General features: G+C 63.0%; 22 protein-coding genes. 10 read left to right on the forward strand and 12 right to left on the reverse strand.

What is annotated here, in order from left to right:
• The first annotated feature begins 72 nt into the window (after nt 1-72).
• Nucleotides 73-1,548: a serine hydrolase domain-containing protein gene (locus NDK18_RS17425; RefSeq protein ID WP_250624147.1), complete on the forward strand. Its 1,476-nt coding sequence runs from the start codon at nt 73-75 to the stop codon at nt 1,546-1,548.
• Here NDK18_RS17425 and NDK18_RS17430 read toward each other — a convergent pair.
• The 4 genes from NDK18_RS17430 to gcvT all read right to left on the reverse strand — a co-directional run bounded on the left by NDK18_RS17430 (nt 1,545) and on the right by gcvT (nt 5,608).
• Nucleotides 1,545-2,591 (reverse strand): energy transducer TonB, encoded by a 1,047-nt coding sequence (locus NDK18_RS17430; RefSeq protein WP_250624148.1) that lies wholly within the window; start codon nt 2,589-2,591, stop codon nt 1,545-1,547. The two genes, NDK18_RS17425 and NDK18_RS17430, sit on opposite strands and share 4 nt — an antisense overlap.
• Nucleotides 2,592-2,966: 375 nt before the next feature.
• Nucleotides 2,967-3,497 (reverse strand): met regulon transcriptional regulator MetJ, encoded by a 531-nt coding sequence (gene metJ, locus NDK18_RS19440; protein ID WP_343219654.1) that lies wholly within the window; start codon nt 3,495-3,497, stop codon nt 2,967-2,969.
• 558 nt (nt 3,498-4,055) lie between these two features.
• Nucleotides 4,056-4,448, reverse strand: coding sequence for a glycine cleavage system protein GcvH (gcvH, locus tag NDK18_RS17440; RefSeq protein ID WP_250624149.1), 393 nt, complete (start codon nt 4,446-4,448; stop codon nt 4,056-4,058).
• A 53-nt stretch (nt 4,449-4,501) separates the two neighbouring features.
• Nucleotides 4,502-5,608, reverse strand: a complete 1,107-nt coding sequence (gene gcvT / locus NDK18_RS17445) for a glycine cleavage system aminomethyltransferase GcvT (RefSeq protein ID WP_250628505.1) — start codon at nt 5,606-5,608, stop codon at nt 4,502-4,504.
• Nucleotides 5,609-5,672: 64 nt separating this feature from the next.
• Here gcvT and NDK18_RS17450 point away from each other — a divergent pair, with 64 nt between their 5' ends.
• The 4 genes from NDK18_RS17450 to NDK18_RS17465 are packed head-to-tail and all read left to right on the forward strand — an operon-like array spanning nt 5,673 to nt 9,130.
• Nucleotides 5,673-6,815: an MlaE family ABC transporter permease gene (locus tag NDK18_RS17450; RefSeq protein WP_250628506.1), complete on the forward strand. Its 1,143-nt coding sequence runs from the start codon at nt 5,673-5,675 to the stop codon at nt 6,813-6,815.
• Nucleotides 6,809-7,588, forward strand: coding sequence for an ABC transporter ATP-binding protein (locus NDK18_RS17455; RefSeq protein ID WP_425502714.1), 780 nt, complete (start codon nt 6,809-6,811; stop codon nt 7,586-7,588). Before NDK18_RS17450 ends, NDK18_RS17455 begins: the two co-directional genes overlap by 7 nt.
• A 7-nt stretch (nt 7,589-7,595) precedes the next feature.
• On the forward strand, nt 7,596-8,534 hold the full coding sequence (locus tag NDK18_RS17460) for an MlaD family protein (RefSeq protein ID WP_250624153.1): 939 nt from the start codon (nt 7,596-7,598) through the stop codon (nt 8,532-8,534).
• A complete protein-coding gene (locus NDK18_RS17465) occupies nt 8,531-9,130 on the forward strand; it encodes an ABC-type transport auxiliary lipoprotein family protein (protein ID WP_250624154.1) in 600 nt (199 codons plus the stop codon). Before NDK18_RS17460 ends, NDK18_RS17465 begins: the two co-directional genes overlap by 4 nt.
• Here NDK18_RS17465 and NDK18_RS17470 read toward each other — a convergent pair.
• Entirely contained in the window at nt 9,127-10,530 is a 1,404-nt protein-coding gene (locus NDK18_RS17470; RefSeq protein WP_250624155.1) for an amidase, read from the reverse strand. The two genes, NDK18_RS17465 and NDK18_RS17470, sit on opposite strands and share 4 nt — an antisense overlap.
• Before the next feature lie 120 nt (nt 10,531-10,650).
• Between NDK18_RS17470 and NDK18_RS17475 the strand changes: the two genes are divergently transcribed.
• The 3 genes from NDK18_RS17475 (at nt 10,651) to NDK18_RS17485 (ending at nt 13,434) form a co-directional block, all read left to right on the forward strand.
• Nucleotides 10,651-12,252 carry an electron transfer flavoprotein-ubiquinone oxidoreductase gene (locus tag NDK18_RS17475; protein ID WP_250628507.1) on the forward strand — a complete coding sequence of 534 codons (1,602 nt, stop codon included), beginning with the start codon at nt 10,651-10,653 and terminating at the stop codon, nt 12,250-12,252.
• A gap of 48 nt (nt 12,253-12,300) precedes the next feature.
• Complete coding sequence (locus NDK18_RS17480; RefSeq protein ID WP_250628508.1) at nt 12,301-13,125, forward strand: hypothetical protein; 825 nt, start codon at nt 12,301-12,303, stop codon at nt 13,123-13,125.
• Nucleotides 13,126-13,191: 66 nt separating this feature from the next.
• Nucleotides 13,192-13,434: a hypothetical protein gene (locus NDK18_RS17485; protein WP_250628509.1), complete on the forward strand. Its 243-nt coding sequence runs from the start codon at nt 13,192-13,194 to the stop codon at nt 13,432-13,434.
• 32 nt (nt 13,435-13,466) lie between these two features.
• Here NDK18_RS17485 and NDK18_RS17490 read toward each other — a convergent pair whose 3' ends face one another.
• The 5 genes from NDK18_RS17490 to NDK18_RS17510 all read right to left on the reverse strand — a co-directional run bounded on the left by NDK18_RS17490 (nt 13,467) and on the right by NDK18_RS17510 (nt 18,246).
• Nucleotides 13,467-15,050, reverse strand: coding sequence for a hypothetical protein (locus NDK18_RS17490; RefSeq protein ID WP_250628510.1), 1,584 nt, complete (start codon nt 15,048-15,050; stop codon nt 13,467-13,469).
• A 106-nt stretch (nt 15,051-15,156) separates the two neighbouring features.
• Nucleotides 15,157-15,540, reverse strand: a complete 384-nt coding sequence (locus tag NDK18_RS17495; protein ID WP_250628511.1) for a GtrA family protein — start codon at nt 15,538-15,540, stop codon at nt 15,157-15,159.
• Nucleotides 15,537-16,226 (reverse strand): glycosyltransferase family 2 protein, encoded by a 690-nt coding sequence (locus NDK18_RS17500; RefSeq protein WP_250628512.1) that lies wholly within the window; start codon nt 16,224-16,226, stop codon nt 15,537-15,539. Before NDK18_RS17500 ends, NDK18_RS17495 begins: the two co-directional genes overlap by 4 nt.
• Nucleotides 16,223-17,182: a UDP-glucuronic acid decarboxylase family protein gene (locus NDK18_RS17505; protein ID WP_250628513.1), complete on the reverse strand. Its 960-nt coding sequence runs from the start codon at nt 17,180-17,182 to the stop codon at nt 16,223-16,225. The genes NDK18_RS17500 and NDK18_RS17505 overlap by 4 nt, the downstream gene beginning before the upstream one ends.
• 68 nt (nt 17,183-17,250) lie before the next feature.
• Nucleotides 17,251-18,246 carry a glycosyltransferase family 2 protein gene (locus NDK18_RS17510; protein WP_250628514.1) on the reverse strand — a complete coding sequence of 332 codons (996 nt, stop codon included), beginning with the start codon at nt 18,244-18,246 and terminating at the stop codon, nt 17,251-17,253.
• A gap of 128 nt (nt 18,247-18,374) precedes the next feature.
• Between NDK18_RS17510 and NDK18_RS17515 the strand changes: the two genes are divergently transcribed.
• Both NDK18_RS17515 and NDK18_RS17520 read left to right on the forward strand, forming a co-directional pair.
• Nucleotides 18,375-19,121 carry an electron transfer flavoprotein subunit beta/FixA family protein gene (locus NDK18_RS17515; protein ID WP_250624164.1) on the forward strand — a complete coding sequence of 249 codons (747 nt, stop codon included), beginning with the start codon at nt 18,375-18,377 and terminating at the stop codon, nt 19,119-19,121.
• A gap of 22 nt (nt 19,122-19,143) precedes the next feature.
• Complete coding sequence (locus NDK18_RS17520; RefSeq protein WP_250624165.1) at nt 19,144-20,088, forward strand: electron transfer flavoprotein subunit alpha/FixB family protein; 945 nt, start codon at nt 19,144-19,146, stop codon at nt 20,086-20,088.
• Here NDK18_RS17520 and NDK18_RS17525 read toward each other — a convergent pair.
• Nucleotides 20,085-21,011 carry a lysylphosphatidylglycerol synthase domain-containing protein gene (locus tag NDK18_RS17525; RefSeq protein WP_250628515.1) on the reverse strand — a complete coding sequence of 309 codons (927 nt, stop codon included), beginning with the start codon at nt 21,009-21,011 and terminating at the stop codon, nt 20,085-20,087. The two genes, NDK18_RS17520 and NDK18_RS17525, sit on opposite strands and share 4 nt — an antisense overlap.
• Complete coding sequence (locus tag NDK18_RS17530) at nt 20,998-21,618, reverse strand: class I SAM-dependent methyltransferase (protein ID WP_250628516.1); 621 nt, start codon at nt 21,616-21,618, stop codon at nt 20,998-21,000. The genes NDK18_RS17525 and NDK18_RS17530 overlap by 14 nt, the downstream gene beginning before the upstream one ends.
• Between the last annotated feature and the right edge of the window lie 21 nt (nt 21,619-21,639).

Genomic DNA, 21,639 nt, shown 5'->3' on the forward strand with positions numbered 1-21,639 from the left:
CGCCGGCTGCGGCACACCGGGCGCTGAATGGATCGAAACCGTACGTTGTTACAGGCGCCGAAGTCCCCCACAATGCCGATGCGGCTCCTGCTCGCAGCCCTTGTCCACGCCGGTCGTCTTTCCCGCATGCCACTACGCTTCAGCCTGCTCTTCGTACTCGCCGCCCTGCCCGCCACCGTGGCCCTGGCGGCGCCCCCACCCGCCCCCGTCGTCGTCCACGCCGATCCGCAGGCAGCCCACCTGCCGCCGGAACGCGTGAAGGAGACGATCGACAACTACAAGACGTGGCTGGACACCGTGGAGTCTCGCGATGCCGTGGCGGGCCTGGCTACTGCCGTGGTGGTGGACGACAAGGTCGTCTTCGAGCACACCATCGGCTATGCGGACGCGGCAACCAGGTCACCAGTGCTGCCCACCACGGTGTTCCGCCTGGCGTCGCTGTCCAAGGCCTTCGCCACCGCCGTCACCGGCATCCTGGTGCACGACGGCCGGATGAGCTGGGACACCAAGCTGGTCGACGCCCTGCCCTTCTTCAAGTTGAAGGACATGCAGGCAGCGCAGAAGGCCACGGTGCGCGACATCCTGGGCCAGCGCCTGGGGTTGCCCAAGAACACCTACGACAACATGCTCGAGGGCAACATGTCCTACGAGGACCTCGTCCGCAAGCTCGACGAGGTGGACCTGGCCTGCGGTGTCGGCCAGTGCTACGGCTACCAGAACGTGGCTTTCAGCCTGATCGGCGATGTGGTCTACGCGCAGACGGGCGACTTCTTCTACCGCCAGGTGGAGCGCCGCGTGTTCGCGCCGCTGGGCATGGATACCGCCAGCTACGGCCGTGACTCACTGGAGGCCAGCGCCAGCTGGGCGCGTCCGCATCGCGCGGCCGGCCACGGCTGGATCTCCTTCGAGCCGAAGGAAAACTACTATCGCGTGGCTCCGGCCGCGGGTGTCAACGCATCCATCCGCGACATGGAGCAGTGGCTGATCGCGCAGATGGGCGGGCACCCGGATGTGCTGCCGTCCTCGGTGCTGGACGTACTGCACGCACCGGAGGTGTCCACGCCATCGGAGCTCCGCGCCACGCCCTGGCGCGCCGCGCGCCTGACCTCGGCCGACTACGCACTGGGCTGGCGCGTCTACACCTATGCCGGGGAAACGCTCGTGTTCCATGCCGGCGCGGTGGAAGGCTACCGCACCATGATTGCCTTCTTCCCCAAATACCACGCGGGCGTGGTCACGCTGTGGAACTCCACCGGCCCGGTGCCCTCGGGACTGATGCCGATGGTGCTCGACGGCCTGATCGGTGCACCGCATGTCGACTGGGCGGGTGTTGAAGGCGCCGCGCCCACGCGCATCGTGCCGGCGATAGCCACCAAGGCGCGCAGCACGGGCAAGGCGTCGAAGGGCAAGGCTACCGCTGCTGCGCCCGCGGCCCGGTCCCACGGTAAGGGTAAGGCTGCGGCGACGGCGTCGAAGAAGCCGGCAGGCAAGGCCGGCGCCACCAAGACGGCACAGAAGAAAAAGCAGGCAACTCCGAACGACGACTAGCGGCCGAGCTTGAACTCGATCCGCCGGCGCATCGTTACCGGCATCGGCTCGCCATTGCGGGTGGCCGGGGTGAATTCCCACTTGCTCACCGCGTCGATCGCCGAGCGGTCGAACACGTGCTTGGGCTGGGCATCGACAATGCTTACGCCGTCCACGCCGCCGGTACCGCTGACGGTGAACTCCACGTCCACCCAGCCTTCCTGGTTGGCACGCTGCGCGGCCGTCGGGTAGCGCGGGTTGACGCGGCGCGTGAGTACCGCATCGGTGATCTTGACGTCGTCGCTGGGCGTGGCGCGAGCGGCCGCGGTCGCGGCAGCGTTACCCGCAGCCGCACCCGGGGCCGTCGTCGCACGTGGTGCCGCGGTCTTGGCCTGGGTGGCGGCGGCCGCCTGCTGGCGCGCGGTTTCGGCGGCAGCTTGCTGCTCGGCCAGGGCGCGGGCCGCGGCTTCCTTCTGTTGCTGCTGGACCAGCGCCGCCTGGCGCTGCTGGTCAAGCTGCTGCTGCTGTTCGCGATCGAGCGTCTTGCGCTGCGCATCGAGCTTGGAGCGCAGGATGGTGAGCGTGTAGTTTTCCGGATCCGCCTTGGCCAGCAGGTCGATCTCGCGCTGGGCCTCGGCGAAGTCGCGCTGGTTGATCGCCGATTCGGCGGAACTGGAGGCAAAGGTGAAGGTCTCGCGCAGCGCGTCGGCGGCCACCGCGTTACCCGGCTGGCGCTCGAGCGCCTTCAGGTAGAACTCGTAGGCGTTGTTGCCGGCCGGGGCCACCAGGCGGCGATCGTTCATCGCCTTGCGGGCCTCGGAGAGAAGCTGGTCGACGCTCAGGCGATCCACGTCCGTGGGTGCGGCAACGCTGGTGGCGTGGGCCGGCGCCTGGCCGACGGTGGGCGTGCCGTTGATCTGCTCGACGGCGGTCTTGTTGGGCAGGTACACCAGGAAGTAGGCGGCAACGGCGAGGGCGAAGAACACCGCGACCACGGCGATGAGCATCTGGCTGGTCGAACCGCGGACCAGGCGTGGTGCGAAAACCGGACGACGCTTGTGCATGTGCTCTCACCACCGACTTGAGGTATGGATGGAACTTGAAGGTCGCCGCCCGCAAGGGTGCGGGGATATCCACGCAGGCGAAGCAACGGCGCGCCAGGCATCCATCGCAACGCACGACCTGGCTTGTCCCCTGTAAAGCCCCCTGTGGCTCTCCCCGCGGCGCACCTGTAGGCACGTCACGGACGCGTGAAGTAAACCGTAAAAACCGCTCCACGGCAAACCATCGGCCGGTACGGCCATAACTTTAGCGCCGCACAAACGAAGCGCCCCGGCTTAGGGCCGGGGCGAAGGGCTTCGAAGTACCCTCCCCGCGCTGGGCGTCGCGGGGAGGGAAAATTCGATCAATACGACTTCTAGTTATTTGGGTACCGCTTATTACTTCTTGGCAGTGCGGGTAGCGCGAGCCACCTTGGCAGCGGCCGTCTTCTTCACGGCAGCCTTGCGCGGAGCCTTCTTGGCAGCTTTCTTGGCAGGGGCCTTCTTTACAGCCTTCTTCACGGCCTTCTTGGCAGCAGACTTGCGGACGGCCTTCTTGGCGGCCGGACGCTTGGTTGCAGCCTTCTTGGCCGCCGGACGCTTGGTTGCGGCCTTCTTGGCGGTGGTCTTGCGGACGGCCTTCTTGGCCGCGCTCTTGCGGGCGGTTTTCTTTGCAGTTTTCTTGGTCGTAGCCATAGTTCTCTTCAGCTCCTCATCGGTTGGCAGTGGTTGCCCAGTAAAAGCATGGAGGAACGCTTCGACGAGCAAGTCGCTATTCGTCGCGTGCCTCAAATTGTTCACTTGTCGGCGAGTGCGTTCGTCGGAGAGCAGTCGCAACACGTGGAGTGGAATCGATACCGTGATCTTCCGGACCGCACCCGCTTTGGCACCGTGTTCGACGTACGCTGCAACGAATTTTCCTGTACCCATATCACCCGTTCCCCGTCAATTGTTGCAGAAGCTATTCCTGTCCATACCCTGTGTCAATCAATTTTGGCCATGAAATGAAGGCGTTGCGATCACCCCCAGAGGGTCACCAGGCACCTGGCGATGGGGTTCGATGGCATTTCAGCGACACGATTGAAAGACGTATGGAAGTCCAAACATAAATTGCCATTCCATGGCTTTATGGTATGAAAATCCCTTTATTTAAGTAGTTTTAATGACAACAGTGTTTTTTTTGCGCGACTCGATCGCGCATCGTTGGCGATCTGCAACGCACGTCGCCGAACGTCCGCGAACGCCGCCGTCAGGGCGATGAACGGTAGTCAACCGGGGCGTAAAAAAAATTTCCGGAAAGACCCTCCAGACACCCCGTGGACACCCCGCGGGGGTGATCGGCGACACCTGGATGGGTTCATGCGCGCCTGCCGGGCGATGCCCTGGCGACCACTTCGCGCGATACGTTCGACGCCGAAAGAGAACACGACGGCGACCACCCACGCCGCGCAAAATATTCCGTGCGCGGCGTGAATGGTGCGACGGATTTCAGTCGTCGTTCTCGACGAGCTCGCCGTAGGCATCGGCGTCGAGGAGATCTTCCAGTTCGTCGCGGTTTTCCACCTTGACGCGGAAGATCCAGCCCTCGCCATAGGCGTCTTCGTTGATCGTCTCGGGCTTGTCGTTGAGCGCCTCGTTGACCTCGACGATTTCGCCGGACACCGGGGAATAGATATCGGAGGCGGCCTTGACCGACTCCACTACCGCGGTGCCGTGGCCGGCCTGCACGGTGGCGCCGACTTCCGGCAACTCGACGTAGACCAGGTCGCCCAGCTGGCCCTGTGCGTGGTCGGAGATGCCCACGCGCACGGTGCCGTCGTCTTCGACGCGGGCCCATTCGTGGGATTTGAGGAACTTCAGGTCGCCGGGGATCTCGCTCATGGGGTGCTCCTGGGGTGTTGGTTGGGCCGGATTGTAACCGGCGCCATGCTGGATCAGATGACGATGCCGTCCTGCGGCTTACCGTCGCGGACGAAGGGATATTTGACGATGCGCACAGGCACTTCGCGGCCGCGAATGTCCACGCGCACGTCGCCGGGCTCACCCACCGGGATGCGGGCGAAGGCCACCGCGCGATTGAGGGTGGGGGAAAAACTGCCGGACAGGATCTCGCCCTCACCGGCGGCGCTGAGCACCTTCTGGCCGTGGCGCAGCACGCCTTTTTCGTCGAGCACCAGGCCGACCATGGTGCGCGGCACGCCTGCGTTCTTCTGCGCCTCGAGCGCGGCGCGGCCGGTGAAGTCGCGGCCCTCGTCGAGCGACACCGTCCAGCCGAGGTTGGCCTCCCACGGCGTGACGTCTTCGTCCATGTCCTGGCCGTAGAGGTTCATGCCGGCCTCCAGGCGAAGCGTGTCACGGGCACCCAGGCCCGCGGGCGCGACGCCGGCTTCGGCAAGCGCCTTCCACAACTGCACCGCGCGGGTATCGGGCACGATGATCTCGAAGCCTTCCTCGCCGGTGTAGCCGGTGCGCGCCACGAACAGCGGGATGCCGTCGGGGCCCTCGACCTCGGCGGCGACGAACTTGCCGAGCTTGGCGACCTTCACACGGCTGTCATCGGGCAGCAGCCCCAGCACGATGTCGCGGGCGGCCGGGCCCTGCACGGCGATCATGGCGAATTCCGGGCGCTCGCGCACGTTCACGCCGAAAGCCGCCGCCTGGGCCTCGATCCAGGCCAGGTCCTTGTCGCGGGTGGAAGCATTCACCACCAGGCGGAAGAAATCCTCGCGCAGGTAATAGGCGATGAGATCGTCGATCACCCCGCCGCGTTCGTTGAGCATGCACGAGTAGATCGCCTTGCCGGGCTTGGTCAGCTTGTCGATATTGTTGGCCAGCAGATGCCTCAGGAACGCCCGGGTGCGCTCGCCGGTGAGGTCCACCACCGTCATGTGCGACACATCGAACATGCCGGCGGCCTGGCGCACGGCGTGGTGTTCCTCGATCTGCGAACCGTAGGCAATGGGCATGTCCCAGCCACCGAAATCCACCATGCGGGCACCGAGCTCGCGATGGGTGGCGTTGAGGACGGTTTTCTGGGTCATCGACTTGGGCTCGATTGCATGGGGAAGCGGTCATTATCCTTGGAATCTTGCTAGCCTTCCACGCATGGCAACCGAGGGGACACCAGGCACGGCCAGCATCGACTTATCGTCGGGCACGGGCCGCCTTGTGGTTGCCGGCGACTGGACCCTGCCCTACTACGCCTCGCTGCACGCGCACATGCGTATTTGTTGCAACCAGGTCAGCGACCATACCGCCGTGGATTTCACCGGCCTGGGCGCCCTGGATACGGCTGGCGCTTCGCTGCTGGCGGACCTGCTCGGCCCGGCACGGGTCGCGCGCCTGGCCGCAGGCACCGGCCTGGCCGCCGAGCGCGCAGCGCTGCTGCAGACCGTGGGCAGCGCCCTGGCCGCCTACTGCAAACCGGCACGGCCGCGACGGTCGAAGGGGCTTGAGGATTTCCTCGCCCGCATCGGCGCGGGGGTGGAAAGCTTCGGCAAACAGACACTGCTGCTGCTCGGCTTCGTCGGCATCGTCTTCGAGGCCCTGGGCCGCAACTTCTGGCGCCCGAAGCACTGGCGCGTCACTTCGCTGGTGTCGCACGTGGAGCAGACGGGCCTCAATGCCCTGCCCATCGTGGCACTGCTGTCGTTCATGGTGGGCGCGGTGGTGGCTTTCCTGGGCGCCACGGTACTGGCGGACTTCGGCGCCACCATCTACACCGTCGACCTGGTCGGTTATGCCTTCCTACGGGAGTTCGGCGTGATCCTGACCGCGATCCTGCTCGCCGGGCGTACCGCCAGCGCATTCACCGCGCAGATCGGCTCGATGAAGGCACGCGAGGAGATCGACGCCATCCGCACGCTGGGCCTGGATCCGGTGGAACTCCTGGTGCTGCCCCGCGTGCTGGCCCTGCTTGTGTCGCTGCCGCTGCTGACCTTCATTGCCATGATGGCCGGCGTGGTCGGGGGCGCGGTGGTTTGCTATGCCACCCTGGGCATCACGCCCACCATGTTCATCAACCTGTTCCACGAGGACATCCACGTCCGCCAGTTCCTGGTGGGCATCGCCAAGGCCCCGTTCTTCGCCTTCCTGATCGCGGTGATCGGTTGCATGGAAGGCTTCAAGGTGGCCGGCAGCGCGCAGTCGGTCGGCGAGCACACCACCTCGGCGGTCGTGCAGTCGATCTTCGTGGTGATCCTCTTCGATGCCATCGCCGCCCTCTTCTATACGGGAATGGGCTGGTGAACGCGCGCGAGCCGATCGTCGAGGTGCGGGACCTGACCAACCGCTTCGGCGAGCAGGCCGTGCACGAACACCTGGACCTCACCGTGTACCGCGGGGAGATCCTTGGCGTGGTGGGTGGCTCAGGTACCGGCAAGTCGGTATTGCTGCGCTCGATCGTGGGCTTGCGGCGTCCGTCGGAGGGTGCGGTGCGGGTGTTCGGACAGGACCTCCTGGCGCTGCCGCCCGAGCAACGCTCGCAACTGGAACGCCGCTTCGGCGTACTGTTCCAGGACGGCGCGCTGTTTTCTTCGATGACGGTTGCCGAGAACATCGCCCTGCCGCTGATCGAGCACGCAGGGCTCACCCGCGAGGACGCCACCCGGCTCGCCACGGTGAAGCTGGCACTGGTGGGCTTGTCCATGGACACCGCCGGCAAGTACCCGGCGTCGCTGTCCGGTGGCATGACCAAGCGCGCGGCCCTGGCCCGTGCGCTGGCGCTGGACCCGGAAGTATTGTTCCTGGACGAACCCACCGCGGGGCTGGATCCGATCAGCGCCGCGGCCTTCGACCAGCTGCTGTTGACGCTACGCAATGCCCTGGGCTTTACCGTATTCCTGGTGACGCACGACCTGGACACGCTTTACACCACGTGCGACCGCGTGGCGGTGCTATCGCAAAAACGCGTGCTGGTGGCCGACACCCTGGAGAAGGTGGCGGCAACCGACGATCCGTGGATACGTGATTATTTCCACGGTCCACGCGGCCGCGCCGCGCGTTCCTCCTTATCTATATAGGTGTGCCATGGAAACCCGAGCGCATCACATCCTGATCGGCCTGTTCACCGTCATCGTGCTGGCGCTCGGCCTGGGGTTTTCCCTGTGGCTGGTGAAGTCCAGCGCAGACAAGGCCTATAACGAATACGACATCATCTTCAACGAGGCGGTGACGGGACTGACCAAGGGCGGCGCCGTGCAATACAACGGCATCCGCGTAGGCAGCATCTACCGCCTGCAGCTTGATCCGGCCGATCCGCGGCGCGTGATTGCGCGCATCCGCACCGGTGGCGACGTGCCGATCCGCCAGGACACCCGCGCCAAACTCACGCTCACCGGCGTCACCGGCGTTGCGGTAATCCAGCTCTCCGGCGGCTCGCCGGGCAGCCATATGCTGGTATCCACCGACGGCACGCCGCCGGTGATCATTGCCGACCCTTCGCCCTTCGCCAAGCTGTTCGCCAACGGCGAAGACCTGGTGACCAATCTCAGCCAGGCGGCCTTGCGCGCCACTCAATTGCTGTCCAACGAGAACATCAACCGCATCCAGAACACGCTGGACCACATCGAGAAGGCCACCGGCGCCCTCGCCGACGAGCGCGGCAACCTGCGTACCCTGATCGAGCAGATGACCGCGGCCAGCAAGGAGGCCAACCAGGCCCTTGCCCAGGCCCAGGTGCTGATCCGCCATGCCGATACGCTGGTGGACGGTCCGGGCAGGCAGACACTGGAAAGTGCACGCAACGCCATGGCCTCGCTCGAGCGCACCACGGCGACCGTGGACCAGATACTCAACCGCAACCACGACGCCCTGGACAACGGCGCGCAGGGCCTGAACGACCTCGGTCCCGCCATCCGGGAATTGCGCCAGACCCTTGCGGGCCTGCGACAGGTGACCCGGCAACTGGATGAAAACCCCGGCCGTTACCTGCTGGGCCGCGACAAGAGCAAGGAGTTCGTACCATGAGCATGTGGATGATCAGGACCGCGAGCGGCGCGCTGCTGCTATCGCTGCTGGCAGGTTGTTCGATCCTGCCCAAGGCGGAAGTGCCCAACGTGTACCTGTTGCCGTCGGCGAAAGTGCCGGCCGCCACGGGCAAGCCTGTGACCTGGACGCTTCGGGTGACCACGCCGCAGGCCTCGGGACTGATCGACTCCAACCGTATCGCGGTGGTGCCCGGCGAAGATACGATCACCACGTACAAGGCGTCGCGATGGAGCGACCGCGCGCCCACTTTGTTGCGCGACCGCCTGATCGACACTTTCCGCGCCGACGGCAGGGTGGCGGCGGTCAGCAACGACGACACCAACCTGCACGCCGACCGCGAGCTCGACGGCCAGCTGCGATCGTTCCAGTCGGAATACGAGAACGGCGGGCCCGTGGCCGTGGTGCGCTATGACGTGCAACTGGTGGATGCCGCCGACCATCGGATTCTTGCCACAAAGAATTTCGAAGTACGCGAGCCTGCGGCCGGCAAGGATGTGCCCCAGGTGGTGGCGGCATTCGGACGCGCCAGCGATGCGCTGGCGGCCGAAGTGGTGGCTTGGTCGGTGGCCCGCTAGGCCTGCGGCTGTACCGGATAGATCGGATCGGCATCAAGGGTTGAAGCGCACACCTGCGCCAGCTCAAGCAGGCGCAGGTCCGACCCCCGCGCACCAACCAGTTGCATGCCGATCGGCATGCCATCGGGTAGCGTGCCCATCGGGATGCTTACCGCCGGGCAGCCGGCAAGGCTGGCAAAGCTGGTGAGGTCGGCCTGGGAAGCCGGTGGCGTATCGCTGAGCGGGAACGCGCCCTGCGGCGTGGTCGGCATCACCAGCACATCCACCTGGGCGAACAGGCGACGCATCTTCAAGGTTGCGGCATCGAGCACGAGGTCCGCGGCGGCGTAGTCGGCGGCGGATTTGTGCCGGGCGTAGTCGAGCATGCCGCGCAGACGAGCGGACACCGGGTAGGCCTCGTCGGCCAATTCCTCGGCGAAGGTATTGAGCATCTCCGATTCCATCAGCAACAGGCCGGCGCGGCGGGTGCGGGCGAAATCCCAGTCGTCGAAGTCCACGGCGCGGCGCTCGCCCAGTTCACGGGGGAGTTTTTCCAGCGCCTGGTTGAATACCTCGATCACTTCCGGCCGCACGCCGAAGCGCGCGAGGTCCGGCAATAGCCCGGTGCGCAAGTGGCCCGGTTCCCAATCAGGGAGCTGAAAGGCCACCCGACGACGGCGCGAGCGGGCGTCGTCCGCGTCGTAGCCGGCCAGCACCTGCAACAGCAGGGTGAGGTCGTCCACCGAGCGGGCGAGGATGCCCACGGCATCAAGACGCCTGGCCGCAGGCACCAGGCCACGGGCGGATATCTCCCCATGCGTGGGCTTGATCGCGTAAATGCCGCAGTAGCTCGCCGGGATGCGGATCGAGCCCAGGCTATCGGACCCCACCGCCGCGGCCGCCAGGCCCGCGGCCACGGCCACGGCCGCGCCGCCGGATGAACCACCTGCCGTGTAGCCGTGGCGATGCGGGTTATGCGTGGCGCCGTGATGCGGGTTGTCGGTGGTGACACCCAGTGCTCCTTCGTCCATGTTGGTCTTGCCCAGGATCACCGCACCCGAGGCGCGAAGGCGCGCCACCACGTGCGCGTCGTCGGTCGCCGGTTTGCTGCGCCGCCGCATGCCCGCGCGCGTGGGAAGGCCGGCGACGTCGAAGTTGTCTTTGATGGCTACCGGCACGCCGTCCAGGCGGCCCATCACGCCATCGCGTCGGCGCCGGTCGGCCGCCACGGCCTGTTCCTGGATCAGTGCGTCGGATGTCTCCAGATAGGCATTCAACGCGGGATTGAGGCGCTTGATCGCATCCTGGTAGCTTGCCGCCAGCTCCAGCGGCTGAAGCCGCCCGATGGCCAGCCAATGCAGCAACTGGACCAGCGTGGCGCGGCGGATGTCACGGTCGTCAATCGGTGGCAATGCACTCATGGACACTCCTTTGATGCTCCGATTATGAACAATCCTGGTTAACGCCGTGCAATGGCCGGCAGAAATTTGCCGCCCGGCGCGCGAATCGCCACAATCAGCGGCCACACCACGGAGCCAGCCATGAGCGAGCGCGAATCGATGGAGTACGACGTCGTCGTCGTTGGCGCAGGCCCTGCCGGCCTGTCGTTTGCCATCCGTTTGAAACAGCTCAAGCCCGAGACGACGGTTTGCGTGATCGAGAAAGCCTCGAGCATCGGGGCGCAGATCCTCTCCGGCGCAGTGATCGAACCGGCACCGCTGGACGCCCTACTGCCCGGCTGGCGCGAAAATCCGCCGCCGGTGTGCGTGCCGGTGAAGGAAGATGAATTCTGGTGGCTGCGCGACAAGGACAACGCGACGAAGCTGCCCACCCCGCCGCAGATGCACAACGAGGGGAATTTCATTGTAAGCCTGGGCGCGATGTGCGCCTGGCTGGCACCGCAGGCTGAAGCCCTGGGCGTGGACGTGTTTCCCGGCTACGCGGCCGCGGAAAACCTATTCGACCGCGATGGCGCCGTGGCCGGCGTGCGTATCGGTGACATGGGCGTTGCCCGCGACGGCACGCACAAGCCCGGCTACACCGAAGGCATCGACATCCACGCCAAGCTGACGGTGCTGGGCGAAGGTTGCCGTGGGCACCTGACCAAGAAATTGATCCGTACCTTCGGCCTGGACAAAGATGCCGACCCGCAGACCTACGGCATCGGCATCAAGGAACTGTGGCAGCTTCCCCCCGGACGCGGCACGCCCGGCAAGGTCGCACACACCCTGGGTTGGCCGCTGGCCAACGATACCTACGGCGGCAGCTTCATTTACCACCTGGACAACGACCGCGTGGCAATCGGCTTCGTGGCGGGGCTGGATTATCCCGATCCGATGTTCTCGCCGTTCGAGGCGTTCCAGCAGCTCAAGCACCACCCGAAGGTCAAGGCACTGCTGGAAGGCGGAAGCATTGTTTCAGCCGGCGCGCGGGCCATCGTCGAGGGTGGGTACCAGTCGCTGCCGAAAACCGAGATGCCCGGCGCGCTGCTGATCGGCGACGCGGCAGGCCTGCTGAACGTGCCGAAGATCAAGGGTACGCACCAGGCGATCCGCTCCGGAATGCTGGCAGCCGAGCATGTGGCCCAGACGCTGGCATCGTCGGGCTTCGACGCGAAGCTCCGCGCTTCGGCGATCATGGTGGAGCTTAAGAAAGTACGGAACATCCGCCCGGGATTCAACAAGGGGCTGTGGTGGGGACTGATCAATGCTGCCTGGGAAACCGTTACCGGTGGCGCTTCGCCGTGGACGCTACGCAACCATGCCGACTGGTCGTCGCTGAAGAAGCTCGACCAGTATGAGGCGCCGAAGAAAGACTACGTTGAGCGCACCCTGCCGCCGCGGGACCGGCTGGCAAGCGTGTACTTTGCAGCGACCGAGCATGATGAAGACCAGCCGGTGCATTTGAAGGTACTCGATACCACCATTTGTATTGATCGTTGTACGACTGAATATGGAAACCCTTGCCAGCGGTTCTGTCCGGCCGGGGTGTATGAGATCGTGGAAGACGATGCCGGTAAAAGGCTGCAGATCAACTCGGCGAACTGCGTGCATTGCAAGACGTGCGATATCAAGGATCCGTACGAGATTATTACGTGGGTGACGCCTGAGGGTGGGGCTGGGCCTAATTATCAGGGGCTTTGAGGTTATCGCTGGGCTATTATTGAACTCCCCCGAGAAGGACCACCATGCATGCGGCCCAATTCGATCGCTGAACTCGACATCTGGCAGCGCCAAATCGCCTCCGCGACCCCCAATAATCCCGCGCTCCAGGGATGGAATTCTTATTCCCAATGCGACGAGGACGGGATTATCAGGGAGTGCCTCAGGCGCATAGCCTCGGTTACCCAGCTCAGCAACACGTTCATCGAGATCGGCTGCGCGAACGGCCTGGAAAACAACACGCATCAGTTGCTTCTGGATGGATTCAAGGGCTGTTGGGTCGATGGTGACGAAGGTAACGTCCGGCACATCGAAAGCGAACTTGGAACACTCTCCTGCCCCGTGCTGACGACGCGCCACGCCTTCGTCGACCTGGATAACAACCAACCGCTGATGAAGGAATTCAGCGAGTTCCTCGGCACTGACGACGTCGATTTCTTCTCGTTCGATACCGACGGTAACGATGCCTATCTCGTCGCCGATGCACTACGCGTGATCCGACCGAAGCTGATCTGTGTCGAGTACAACGGGAAGTTTCCTCCTCCCACGCGTTTGACGATCAACTATAACGCCACCCACCAGTGGGCCTACGACGACTTCTACGGCGCAACCCTGCAATCCTGGGTCGACATACTCAAGCCGCTGGGCTACCGCCTGGTATCGTGCAACTTGAGCGGGGTCAATGCGTTCTTTGTCCGGGACGACGTAGCCGGAGCATTTCCTGACTACACCATCGAACAGCTGTTCCAGCCCTGCCGCTACTGGTTGATAGGCATCACCGGCCATCAACACACGCTCAAGTGGCTCAGGCAGGTCGTGGACAAGAGCCCGGAAGAAGGCGCAGCATCCGCCTGAAGCCAGATGTTCAAGCATCCTGACTCCCGATTGATATCCATCAGCCGTCACTCAAGGAACGATGTCATGACCCGGTTGTTCGCCATCACCGCGCTTTGCCTCCTTGCGAGCGCTTGCTCTCACGAGCCTTTACACCAGGACCCGGTGCAGACGGCCATGAATGAAGCCCTTCATCCGGCATCCCCACCGGCCATGGCAGGTGCATCCACCGGCGGCAAGGAAGTATGCAATTCAAGCAACGGCGGCGCCGTGGCGTGCCTGGTGAATGCTGGAATCGCGACCGTCGGGAAAGCCGCCAGTAAGAAGTAACCCGATGCCACCGATCGAGCACGCAAGAGCGTCTACTCGACGCGACCCGAATGGCAAATGGGTAGTCCAATTGGAATGACACGTTCAAGCAACGCCTGGCGCTCGTGTTCGGGCAACTGCGCAAAGACGGCGTAGCCGGAAACACGAAGCCACACTTCGTTGCAGGGGTCGTTGAAATCGGCGCGGTAAGACAATGGGGCGTTACCCGAATAGCCGTTCAAGCTCATTACTCCGCGATCCTGCGCCAGGATGACCCCATCGATCTCTGGAAAAACGGTGTCGTCTGGCTTGATGACTGGCACAAAGACGATCGCGGATGACGGAAGCTGATCCGGCAATTCCCCCTGGTAAAGCGTAAGGCGATCACGCCAGGACTTGATCGGGGTATGGTACGGCGCGAAAGCCACGCACTCCACGATCATCAGTAAGACTGCTAGCGCAACGACCACGGCTAGTCGACGCCGGCGTGGGACCCGAATGCTTCGCTCGACTCCCCGCGCAACCAGGATGGAGATAGGAAAGAGCATGACGAGGACAATGCGCGCCACGGCGCGAATTGAGCTAATGCCCGGCAGCTTGATCAGCTTAAGATAGATCGAGAAATGTGGAAACTTCATCGTGACGAGCACAAGCAACCCAATCGCTATCAGCGATGCCGCTCCCCAGCGATCATGCCGATATCCCACGCCCGCCAGCGCGAGCAAAACTGCGCCTAGGCCCACGAACATCTGGTGTTCATGTCTTACGGGAATATCTTCCACCCGGGCGCTCAGTCCGCGCCAGATCCAGGACCAGTCGGCCAAAAGGTAGCTCCCCCAACGGGGCAGCATGGTGACGACTTCTTCCGGTGACCGCTGAAAGCCGTAGAGCTTTGAATAATGCGCGTAGGGGTACAAAAGTGCCATGATGGCGAGGGCCGATAGGGCGACGCACGCAACCGTGATCGCCACCTCCCTGCGTGTTGCGCCGACGTACGCGCTTATTAGCGCGGTCCAAAACCCACGAACTCGGACACCGTTCAATTTCCAGCGCACCGATGTTGCAGCAATGTAGGCCGCAAGCAGGAAAACGAGAAAAAACCCGACATAAATCGAACAATAGAACTCGAGTGCGACCCACCCCGCCACATGCCCAAGCCGCCTGAATTCCCGGCGTTCGACCAAATCGTGGAACGATGCCAACGCCAGCGGAACAGCGAAACGGAACCCTAGCTGGGCATGACCGCTGCTTTCAGAAACAGGAAGTGCGAAAGCAAAAAAGAATGCGCCACAGGCACTTGCCACGGCGCCATAACCAAAACGCCGCAACGCATGGAAACAGGCCGCATAGTTGAGGACATACGACGCCAGGTACCAAAGATCGAAAGCGTACTCACGATCCAGGTGCAAATACCTTAGAGCGACATAAAGAGCACCACTTCCGAAGTGGTTGTCGCTGAACGTCAACGCGCCAGGGTATGGGTAGAAAAAGCCAGGACTCCAAAGCCCCGGCTCAAGGCCTTTTGTCCAAAGATACAGATGCTCCAGGACTACGCTGTTGAATCGTGCATCGCCAAGGTCGCCGGGGACTGCGCGCAAGTAATCCATCACGGGCAGTGCGACCGCCAAGATGCCCAAGGCAAGGAGACCAACCCAGACTGCCCAGGACTTCCTTCGTGCCCAATCCACTTCCCGTTGGTCAGGTATTTGGCAAGTATTCATAAGGCGAGGCGCGTTGTGCGCGTCATATCTTCATCCTGAATAGGTAGCGCTTGCGAACACCATAATTCCAGAAGAAAACGACGCCGGTGCCGATGACCTTGGCAATGAGTGGGTCCAGATGAAGACGCTCAATGACCAACCACAATACGATCTGATTGATGGCGAGCCCTGCAAGGCTAACCAGCACAACCGCTCCGAATTCGTGATGCCGGCGACTGAAGCGCGCACCGCTCGAAAAAACGAAGCGTGTGGACAAGAGGTAATTTGCTGTCGTGGCGATGAAGAAACTTACCAGCGCTGCTTCAAACCATGGCTGGTGCAGCCCCTTGACCATGAGGGAAAAAATCGCCAGATCAATGACCGCCGCGGCCCCGCCAACCAAGAAGTACCGCGCAATCATCTTCATCGAAATACGTTGTATTTCACAATGCAGTAGAGTGCGCGAAAACCGTCCTTCCAGCCAATCTTCTTGCCTTCTTCGTAGGTTCTTCCATAGTAGGAAATGCCAACTTCGAATATGCGGACTTTTGTCTTGGCAACTTTTGCGGTGATCTCAGGCTCAAAACCAAAACGATTTTCTTCAATTTTGATGCCTTGGATGATCTCCCTGCGGAATACCTTGTAGCAGGTCTCCATGTCAGTCAGGTCCAGGTTCGTAAACATGTTGGACATTAGCGTGAGCACGCTGTTGCCAACCTTGTGCCAGAAATAGAGCACACGGTGCGGCTGGCCACCCATGAACCGTGAGCCGAAGACCACATCGGCCTTGCCCCGTACAATGGGTTCGACGAGGTTTGGATACTCATTGGGATCGTATTCAAGGTCGGCGTCCTGGATGACCACGATGTCACCCGTCGCGGCTGCAATGCCCGTGCGAAGGGCCGCACCTTTGCCCTGGTTCACCTCGTGATAGAGGATCTGGCTGACCAGGGGCGCGATATCCGACTTCAGGATGTCCCTCGTGCCATCACGCGAACAATCGTCCACGATGATGATTTCCTTGTCATCGTACGGCGATGCACGAACGGCGTCGACGATCGTCCGGATGGTTTTTTCCTCGTTGTAGCAAGGAATGATCACGGAAAGCTTCATGCGCTGAGCAGCCTCTTGAAGTAGGCGATTGTCTCGACCAAACCATCGTCGAGGGGAACCCGGGGCGACCAGTCAATCATTTTCCTGGCGAGCGAGATGTCCGGCTGCCGCTGACGGGGATCGTCCTGCGGCAGAGGCTGGCGGACCAGGCGGGACTTGCTGCCGGTAAGTTGCAAGACCTTCTCGGCCAGCTCCATCATGGTGAACTCATCCGGATTGCCGATGTTCACAGGGCCCGTGACGTCGGCGGAAGTATCCATCATCCTGAGCATCGCCTCCACCAGGTCATCGACGTAGCAGAAGCTTCTTGTCTGGCTACCGTCGCCATAGATCGTAATGTCCTCGCCCTTGATCGCCTGGACGATAAAGTTACTCACCACGCGGCCATCATGCGGGTGCATTCGAGGTCCATACGTATTGAAGATGCGCACGACCTTGGTCTCGAGGTTGTGCTGCCGACGATAGTCGAAGAACAGGGTCTCGGCGCAACGCTTGCCTTCGTCATAGCAACTTCGCGCGCCGATGGGGTTGACCCTTCCCCAGTACGTCTCAACCTGGGGATGGATCTCCGGGTCCCCGTAAACCTCGCTGGTCGAGGCCTGCAGGATGCGAGCGCCGACACGTTTGGCCAGGCCGAGCATGTTGATCGCGCCGTGCACACTGGTCTTCGTGGTCTGCACCGGATCATATTGGTAATGCACGGGCGATGCCGGGCACGCGAGGTTAAAAATGCGCTCGACCTCGACATACAGCGGAAACGTGACGTCGTGCCGCATGATTTCGAACTTCTTGTTTCCGATCAGCTGGGTGACGTTGTCCTTGCTGCCCGTATAGAAATTGTCGACGCACAGCACGTCGTCCCCACGAGCTACAAGTCGGTCGCACAAGTGGGAGCCCAGGAATCCGGCGCCTCCAGTGACGAGAACCTTGTGGTGGGAGTCGATTGATTTCTGCATGGCGCTATGGCCCATCCGATTAAAAGTAGGTAATTGGCGGGCGCATCATGGCGACCGATGTGGCTCGCTCACGCTCGTCGCATCAAATCCCGCAGTATCGAACGACGACCATTGCTGAATAGCGCGTAGTTACCCTCACGCCATTGTTGCGCAATGGCCGGCAACCGTCCGACGTGGCGACGAAGATCCATGGCCAGGCGAGCCTGGAAATGCGCGATACGTCGGGTCACCATCGAACGCGCTCCTGTAGCGTCCTCGCGCTGGACCAACCATCTTTCTAGAGCCTGCATACGGGCGACCTCCTTCATGAACATCGCTCCCCTGGGCCGCACAAGGTCATTCCAACGATCAGCCAGTGTGCGCGGGCGGGCTCCGATCTGGTTACCGCCATGCTGGCGATAGTCGATCACCGGCCGTTCCAGAACGTCGACAACCCCCACGATCGAGGCAATCATCGCCAGCCATTCGTCGTGGATCCAACCCTCCGGTACCGGGAGTGCCACGTCGATAAGCTCGCGCCGAAGCGCCAGCGTGGCTCCCGTTGCAGCGCTGCGTCGGATCAGCACGTCAAAGGCACGCCCGGCATGGACGAGATCAAGCTCCCCACGAGTCAATCGCAGCGCCTGAAACAGCGAGGCGCCAAGGTCGACAAGGTTATCGTCCACCAGCCGTGCGTCGGCGTGCAGCAGCGTCAGTTCCGGTCGTTTCCCAAAGGCTGCGAGCATCGTGGCCAGCTTGTCCAGGTGCCACACGTCATCCTGGTCACATAGAAACACCACCTCACCCGACGCGTGGCCCAGGGCGTGCGAGAAGTTGGCGACGAACCCCACGTTGACCGGATGCCGAATAAACTCGACCGCAATACCGAGCGCCTGCGCCCGCGGGACAAAATTCTCGACGAGGGTGGCAGTACCATCCGTCGAGGCGTCATCAGCGATGACGATCTGTTCCGGAAGACACGACTGGGCCAGCAGGCTGTCGAGCTGCTCGGCGATATGGGCCGCCCCGTTGTAGGTGCACACCGTGATGGACGAGGTCGGGCGATGGCTGATCTTGTCGGACAATTAGACCTCAATACCGGCGCGGGCGCGCAATTATAGCCGTCAGAAGCCCGTGCCAGGCCCGCTGGCTGCGCCCGCCGGGCGCCCGCGTTAGAATTGGCGACTGGTCAACGGTCTAACCCGGGATTTCCATGAAGATTTTGGTGGGTTACAAGCGCGTCGTCGATTACAACGTACGCGTACAGGTCAAGGCGGACGGCACGGGCGTGGTCACCGAGGGGGTAAAGCTCTCGGCCAACCCATTCGACGACATTGCCCTGGAAGAAGCGCTCCGACTGCGTGAAAAAGGCGTGGCCGAGGAGGTCGTGATCGTGGGCATCGGCCCCGCCGACCTCACCGCACACCTGCGAAACGGGCTGGCCATGGGCGCCAACCGCGCCATCCATGTCACCACCACCGAGGCTGTCCAGCCGCTTACCGCGGCCCGCGTGCTGCTGAAGCTGGTGGAAAAGGAGAGCCCGGGCCTGGTCATCGTGGGCAAGCAGGCCATCGACGACGATGCCAACCAGACCGGCCAGATGCTCGCCGCCCTCTGGGACCGCCCGCAGGCCACTTTTGCCGGAAAGGTCGAGATTGCCGACGGCAAGGCCACCGTGGCCCGCGAAGTGGATGCCGGCATGGAAACGCTGGATGTTGATCTTCCTGCCGTCATTACGACCGACCTTCGTCTCAACGAACCGCGTTTCATCAAGCTGCCGGACATCATGAAGGCCAAATCCAAGCCGATCGACGTGATCGAGCTTGGCTCGCTCGGTGTCGACACCGGCGACCACCTGAAGATCACTCATTACGCCGCGCCGCCCAAGCGCAGCAAGGGCGTAATGGTCAAGGATGCGGCTGAACTGGTCGCGGCCCTCAAGCACAAGGGCCTGCTGTAAAGCAGCCGCACTGGAGAACTCCATGAGCAAGATCCTCGTCATCGCCGAACACCTGGACGGCAAGCTCAACAGCGCCACGGCACGGGCCATTAGCGCGGCCGCGGCAGTAAAACCTGAATCCATCGACGTGGTCGTCCTTTCCGACGCTCCCGATGCCATCGCCGCGGAAGCTGCGAAAATCGAAGGCGTCAGCAAAGTCGTTACCGTCGCCCGCGCCGAAAACAAGCACGCGCTCGCAGCCGTATTGGCGCCGCAGATTGCCAAGGCTGCCGCCGGATATAGCCACGTCTTCGCCCCCTCGACCACCTTCGGCAAGGACGTCATGCCCAGGGTCGCCGGCTTGCTCGGCGCCGCCCAGGTCAGTGACGTCATGACAGTCCAGGGCAGCCACGTGTTCACCCGCCCGATCTACGCAGGCAATGCCATCGTCACCGTCGAGGCACCCTCGGATCACCCGGTAGTGGCCACGATCCGTACCGCTTCCTGGCCGGCCGCCGGCACGTCGTCGTCTGCAGCCCCGATCGAAGTGCTTTCCCTCGACGTCAAGCTTCCCAGTCACACGCGCTTTGTCGAGCTCAAGCAAGGCAAGAGCGACCGCCCTGACCTGCAAAGCGCAGCCAAGGTGGTGTCGGGCGGCCGTGGCGTCGGCTCGAAGGAGAACTTCGACATCATCTACAAGTTCGCCGACAAGATCGGTGCGGCCGTCGGCGCATCTCGCGCCGCGGTGGACGCCGGCTACGTACCCAATGAAATGCAGGTAGGCCAGACGGGCAAGATCATCGCCCCCGAGCTGTACATGGCCATCGGCATTTCGGGCGCCATCCAGCATCTGACGGGTATCAAGGACGCCGGAACCATCGTGGCCATCAACAAGGATGGCGAGGCCCCGATCTTCGAGGTCGCCGACATCGGCCTGGTGGGGGACCTGTTCAAGCTCTTGCCGGAACTGGAAGCCGCGATCGGCTAGGGTTCTGCCGCGGAATCGGGCGGCGTGCGCTTTGTCGCCGCCCATCCGGCGAGACCGGCAAGACAGGCGAGGCCATCGCCCCCAAATGTGGCTACGCGCATCGCAGCGGCCAGCAGCAGCACATCCGCTTCGGGAAGGCTCGGTCCCAAGAGGGCCAGGAATGCCGCCTCGCGTACGCCAAGCCCTGCTGGAGCCCCAGGCACCACGAACCCGGCCATCCAGCTGGCCGCGGCCACGGCGGCGAGGTAGGCGTAACCCGGGGCATCGACCCTGAGTCCTCGGCAAAGCAGCCACAGGGTGAACGCCATGACCGCAAAGAAGACCACGTAGGCCGCAAGGGCCGCCACAAGCCACGTGGGATGGAAGGCTTCTACGCTGCGTGCCAGCAGGGGGACCCGGCGGCGCAACCACCCGAATGCTACGCAGGCGCCAACGGCCAGCATCACCAGGGGAAGCGCCCATGACACCACCGGTGCCGATACCAGCATCGGCAGCAAGGGGCGAGCCCAAAGGATCGCGGCCAGCAGCAGTAATGCCGCTTCGGCCAGCGCGCAGGCAACCAGCGAACGGTGCGACGCGCCCTCACGTCGGAGAATCATGTGGCGTCCGGCGTACTGGGCGACATTGCCCGGCAGGTATTTTCCGAATTGCGATACTAAATAACCGGCTATGGAGATGCCCGGCGGCGCATACTCGACGGCAAGAGCCCGCTGCAAGGTTAGCCAGGCCAGGGAAAGGACACCCACGGCGACCGCGTAGACTGGGATGGCCAACAGCATCGCTTCACCGAGCGTTGCAGCGTGCGGCGAGTCGCTGATCGCCCGCAGCACTCCGGAGGCAATGAAGCGATGGATGATCCAGGCCACGCAACCCAGGCTTAGTAGTGCACCAAACCAGGCTATGGCCCGCTTAGCCGCGGACACGGCAGAGCGCCATCGTCCAGGGCAACGGCGCACGCACTTCGACCACATCGAAACGACGGGACAGTACCTCGACGAACTCACGGCGTGACCAGTGCTGGATGTGGCCCGGCGTATTTCCCAGTTGCGCAAGATAACGACCACGGGCCATGTTGAGCACACGCCAGATTGGTTCCCTCGGAACGCTTACCAATAGATACCGGTTCGACAAACGCGACAAGATTTCCAGCGCCGCGTTGGTATCTTCCAGATGCTCGAGCACCTCGCAACAGACGACGAGTTCCACGGGCTCGTAGTGGGAAGGCGCATCGCGGATATCGTGGACTGCAAGCGGGATATCCAAGCCCGCAGCTTGCACGCGTCGCGTCGCTTCATCGATGGCATCGACTGCGATATCACATCCCTGTACCCGCCAACCGCCCCGCGCCAGGCGCATGGACAACTCCGCCTCGCCGCAGCCGATCTCCAGTGCGCCGGCCGGGGCGCCGGCGTTGCCCACCAGTTCGCCGAAGGAACGAAGGAAGCCTTGCATCAAGGCTCGGGCAATGGGGTTGCGGGTGTTGTACTTATCGTAGAAGTTGCCGGCGGGCTGGACGATTGGCGAGTTCATCAGGGCATCATAGTGTCGGAA

This window comes from Pinirhizobacter soli (assembly GCF_015905305.1).
GTDB lineage: Bacteria > Pseudomonadota > Gammaproteobacteria > Xanthomonadales > Rhodanobacteraceae > Pinirhizobacter > Pinirhizobacter soli.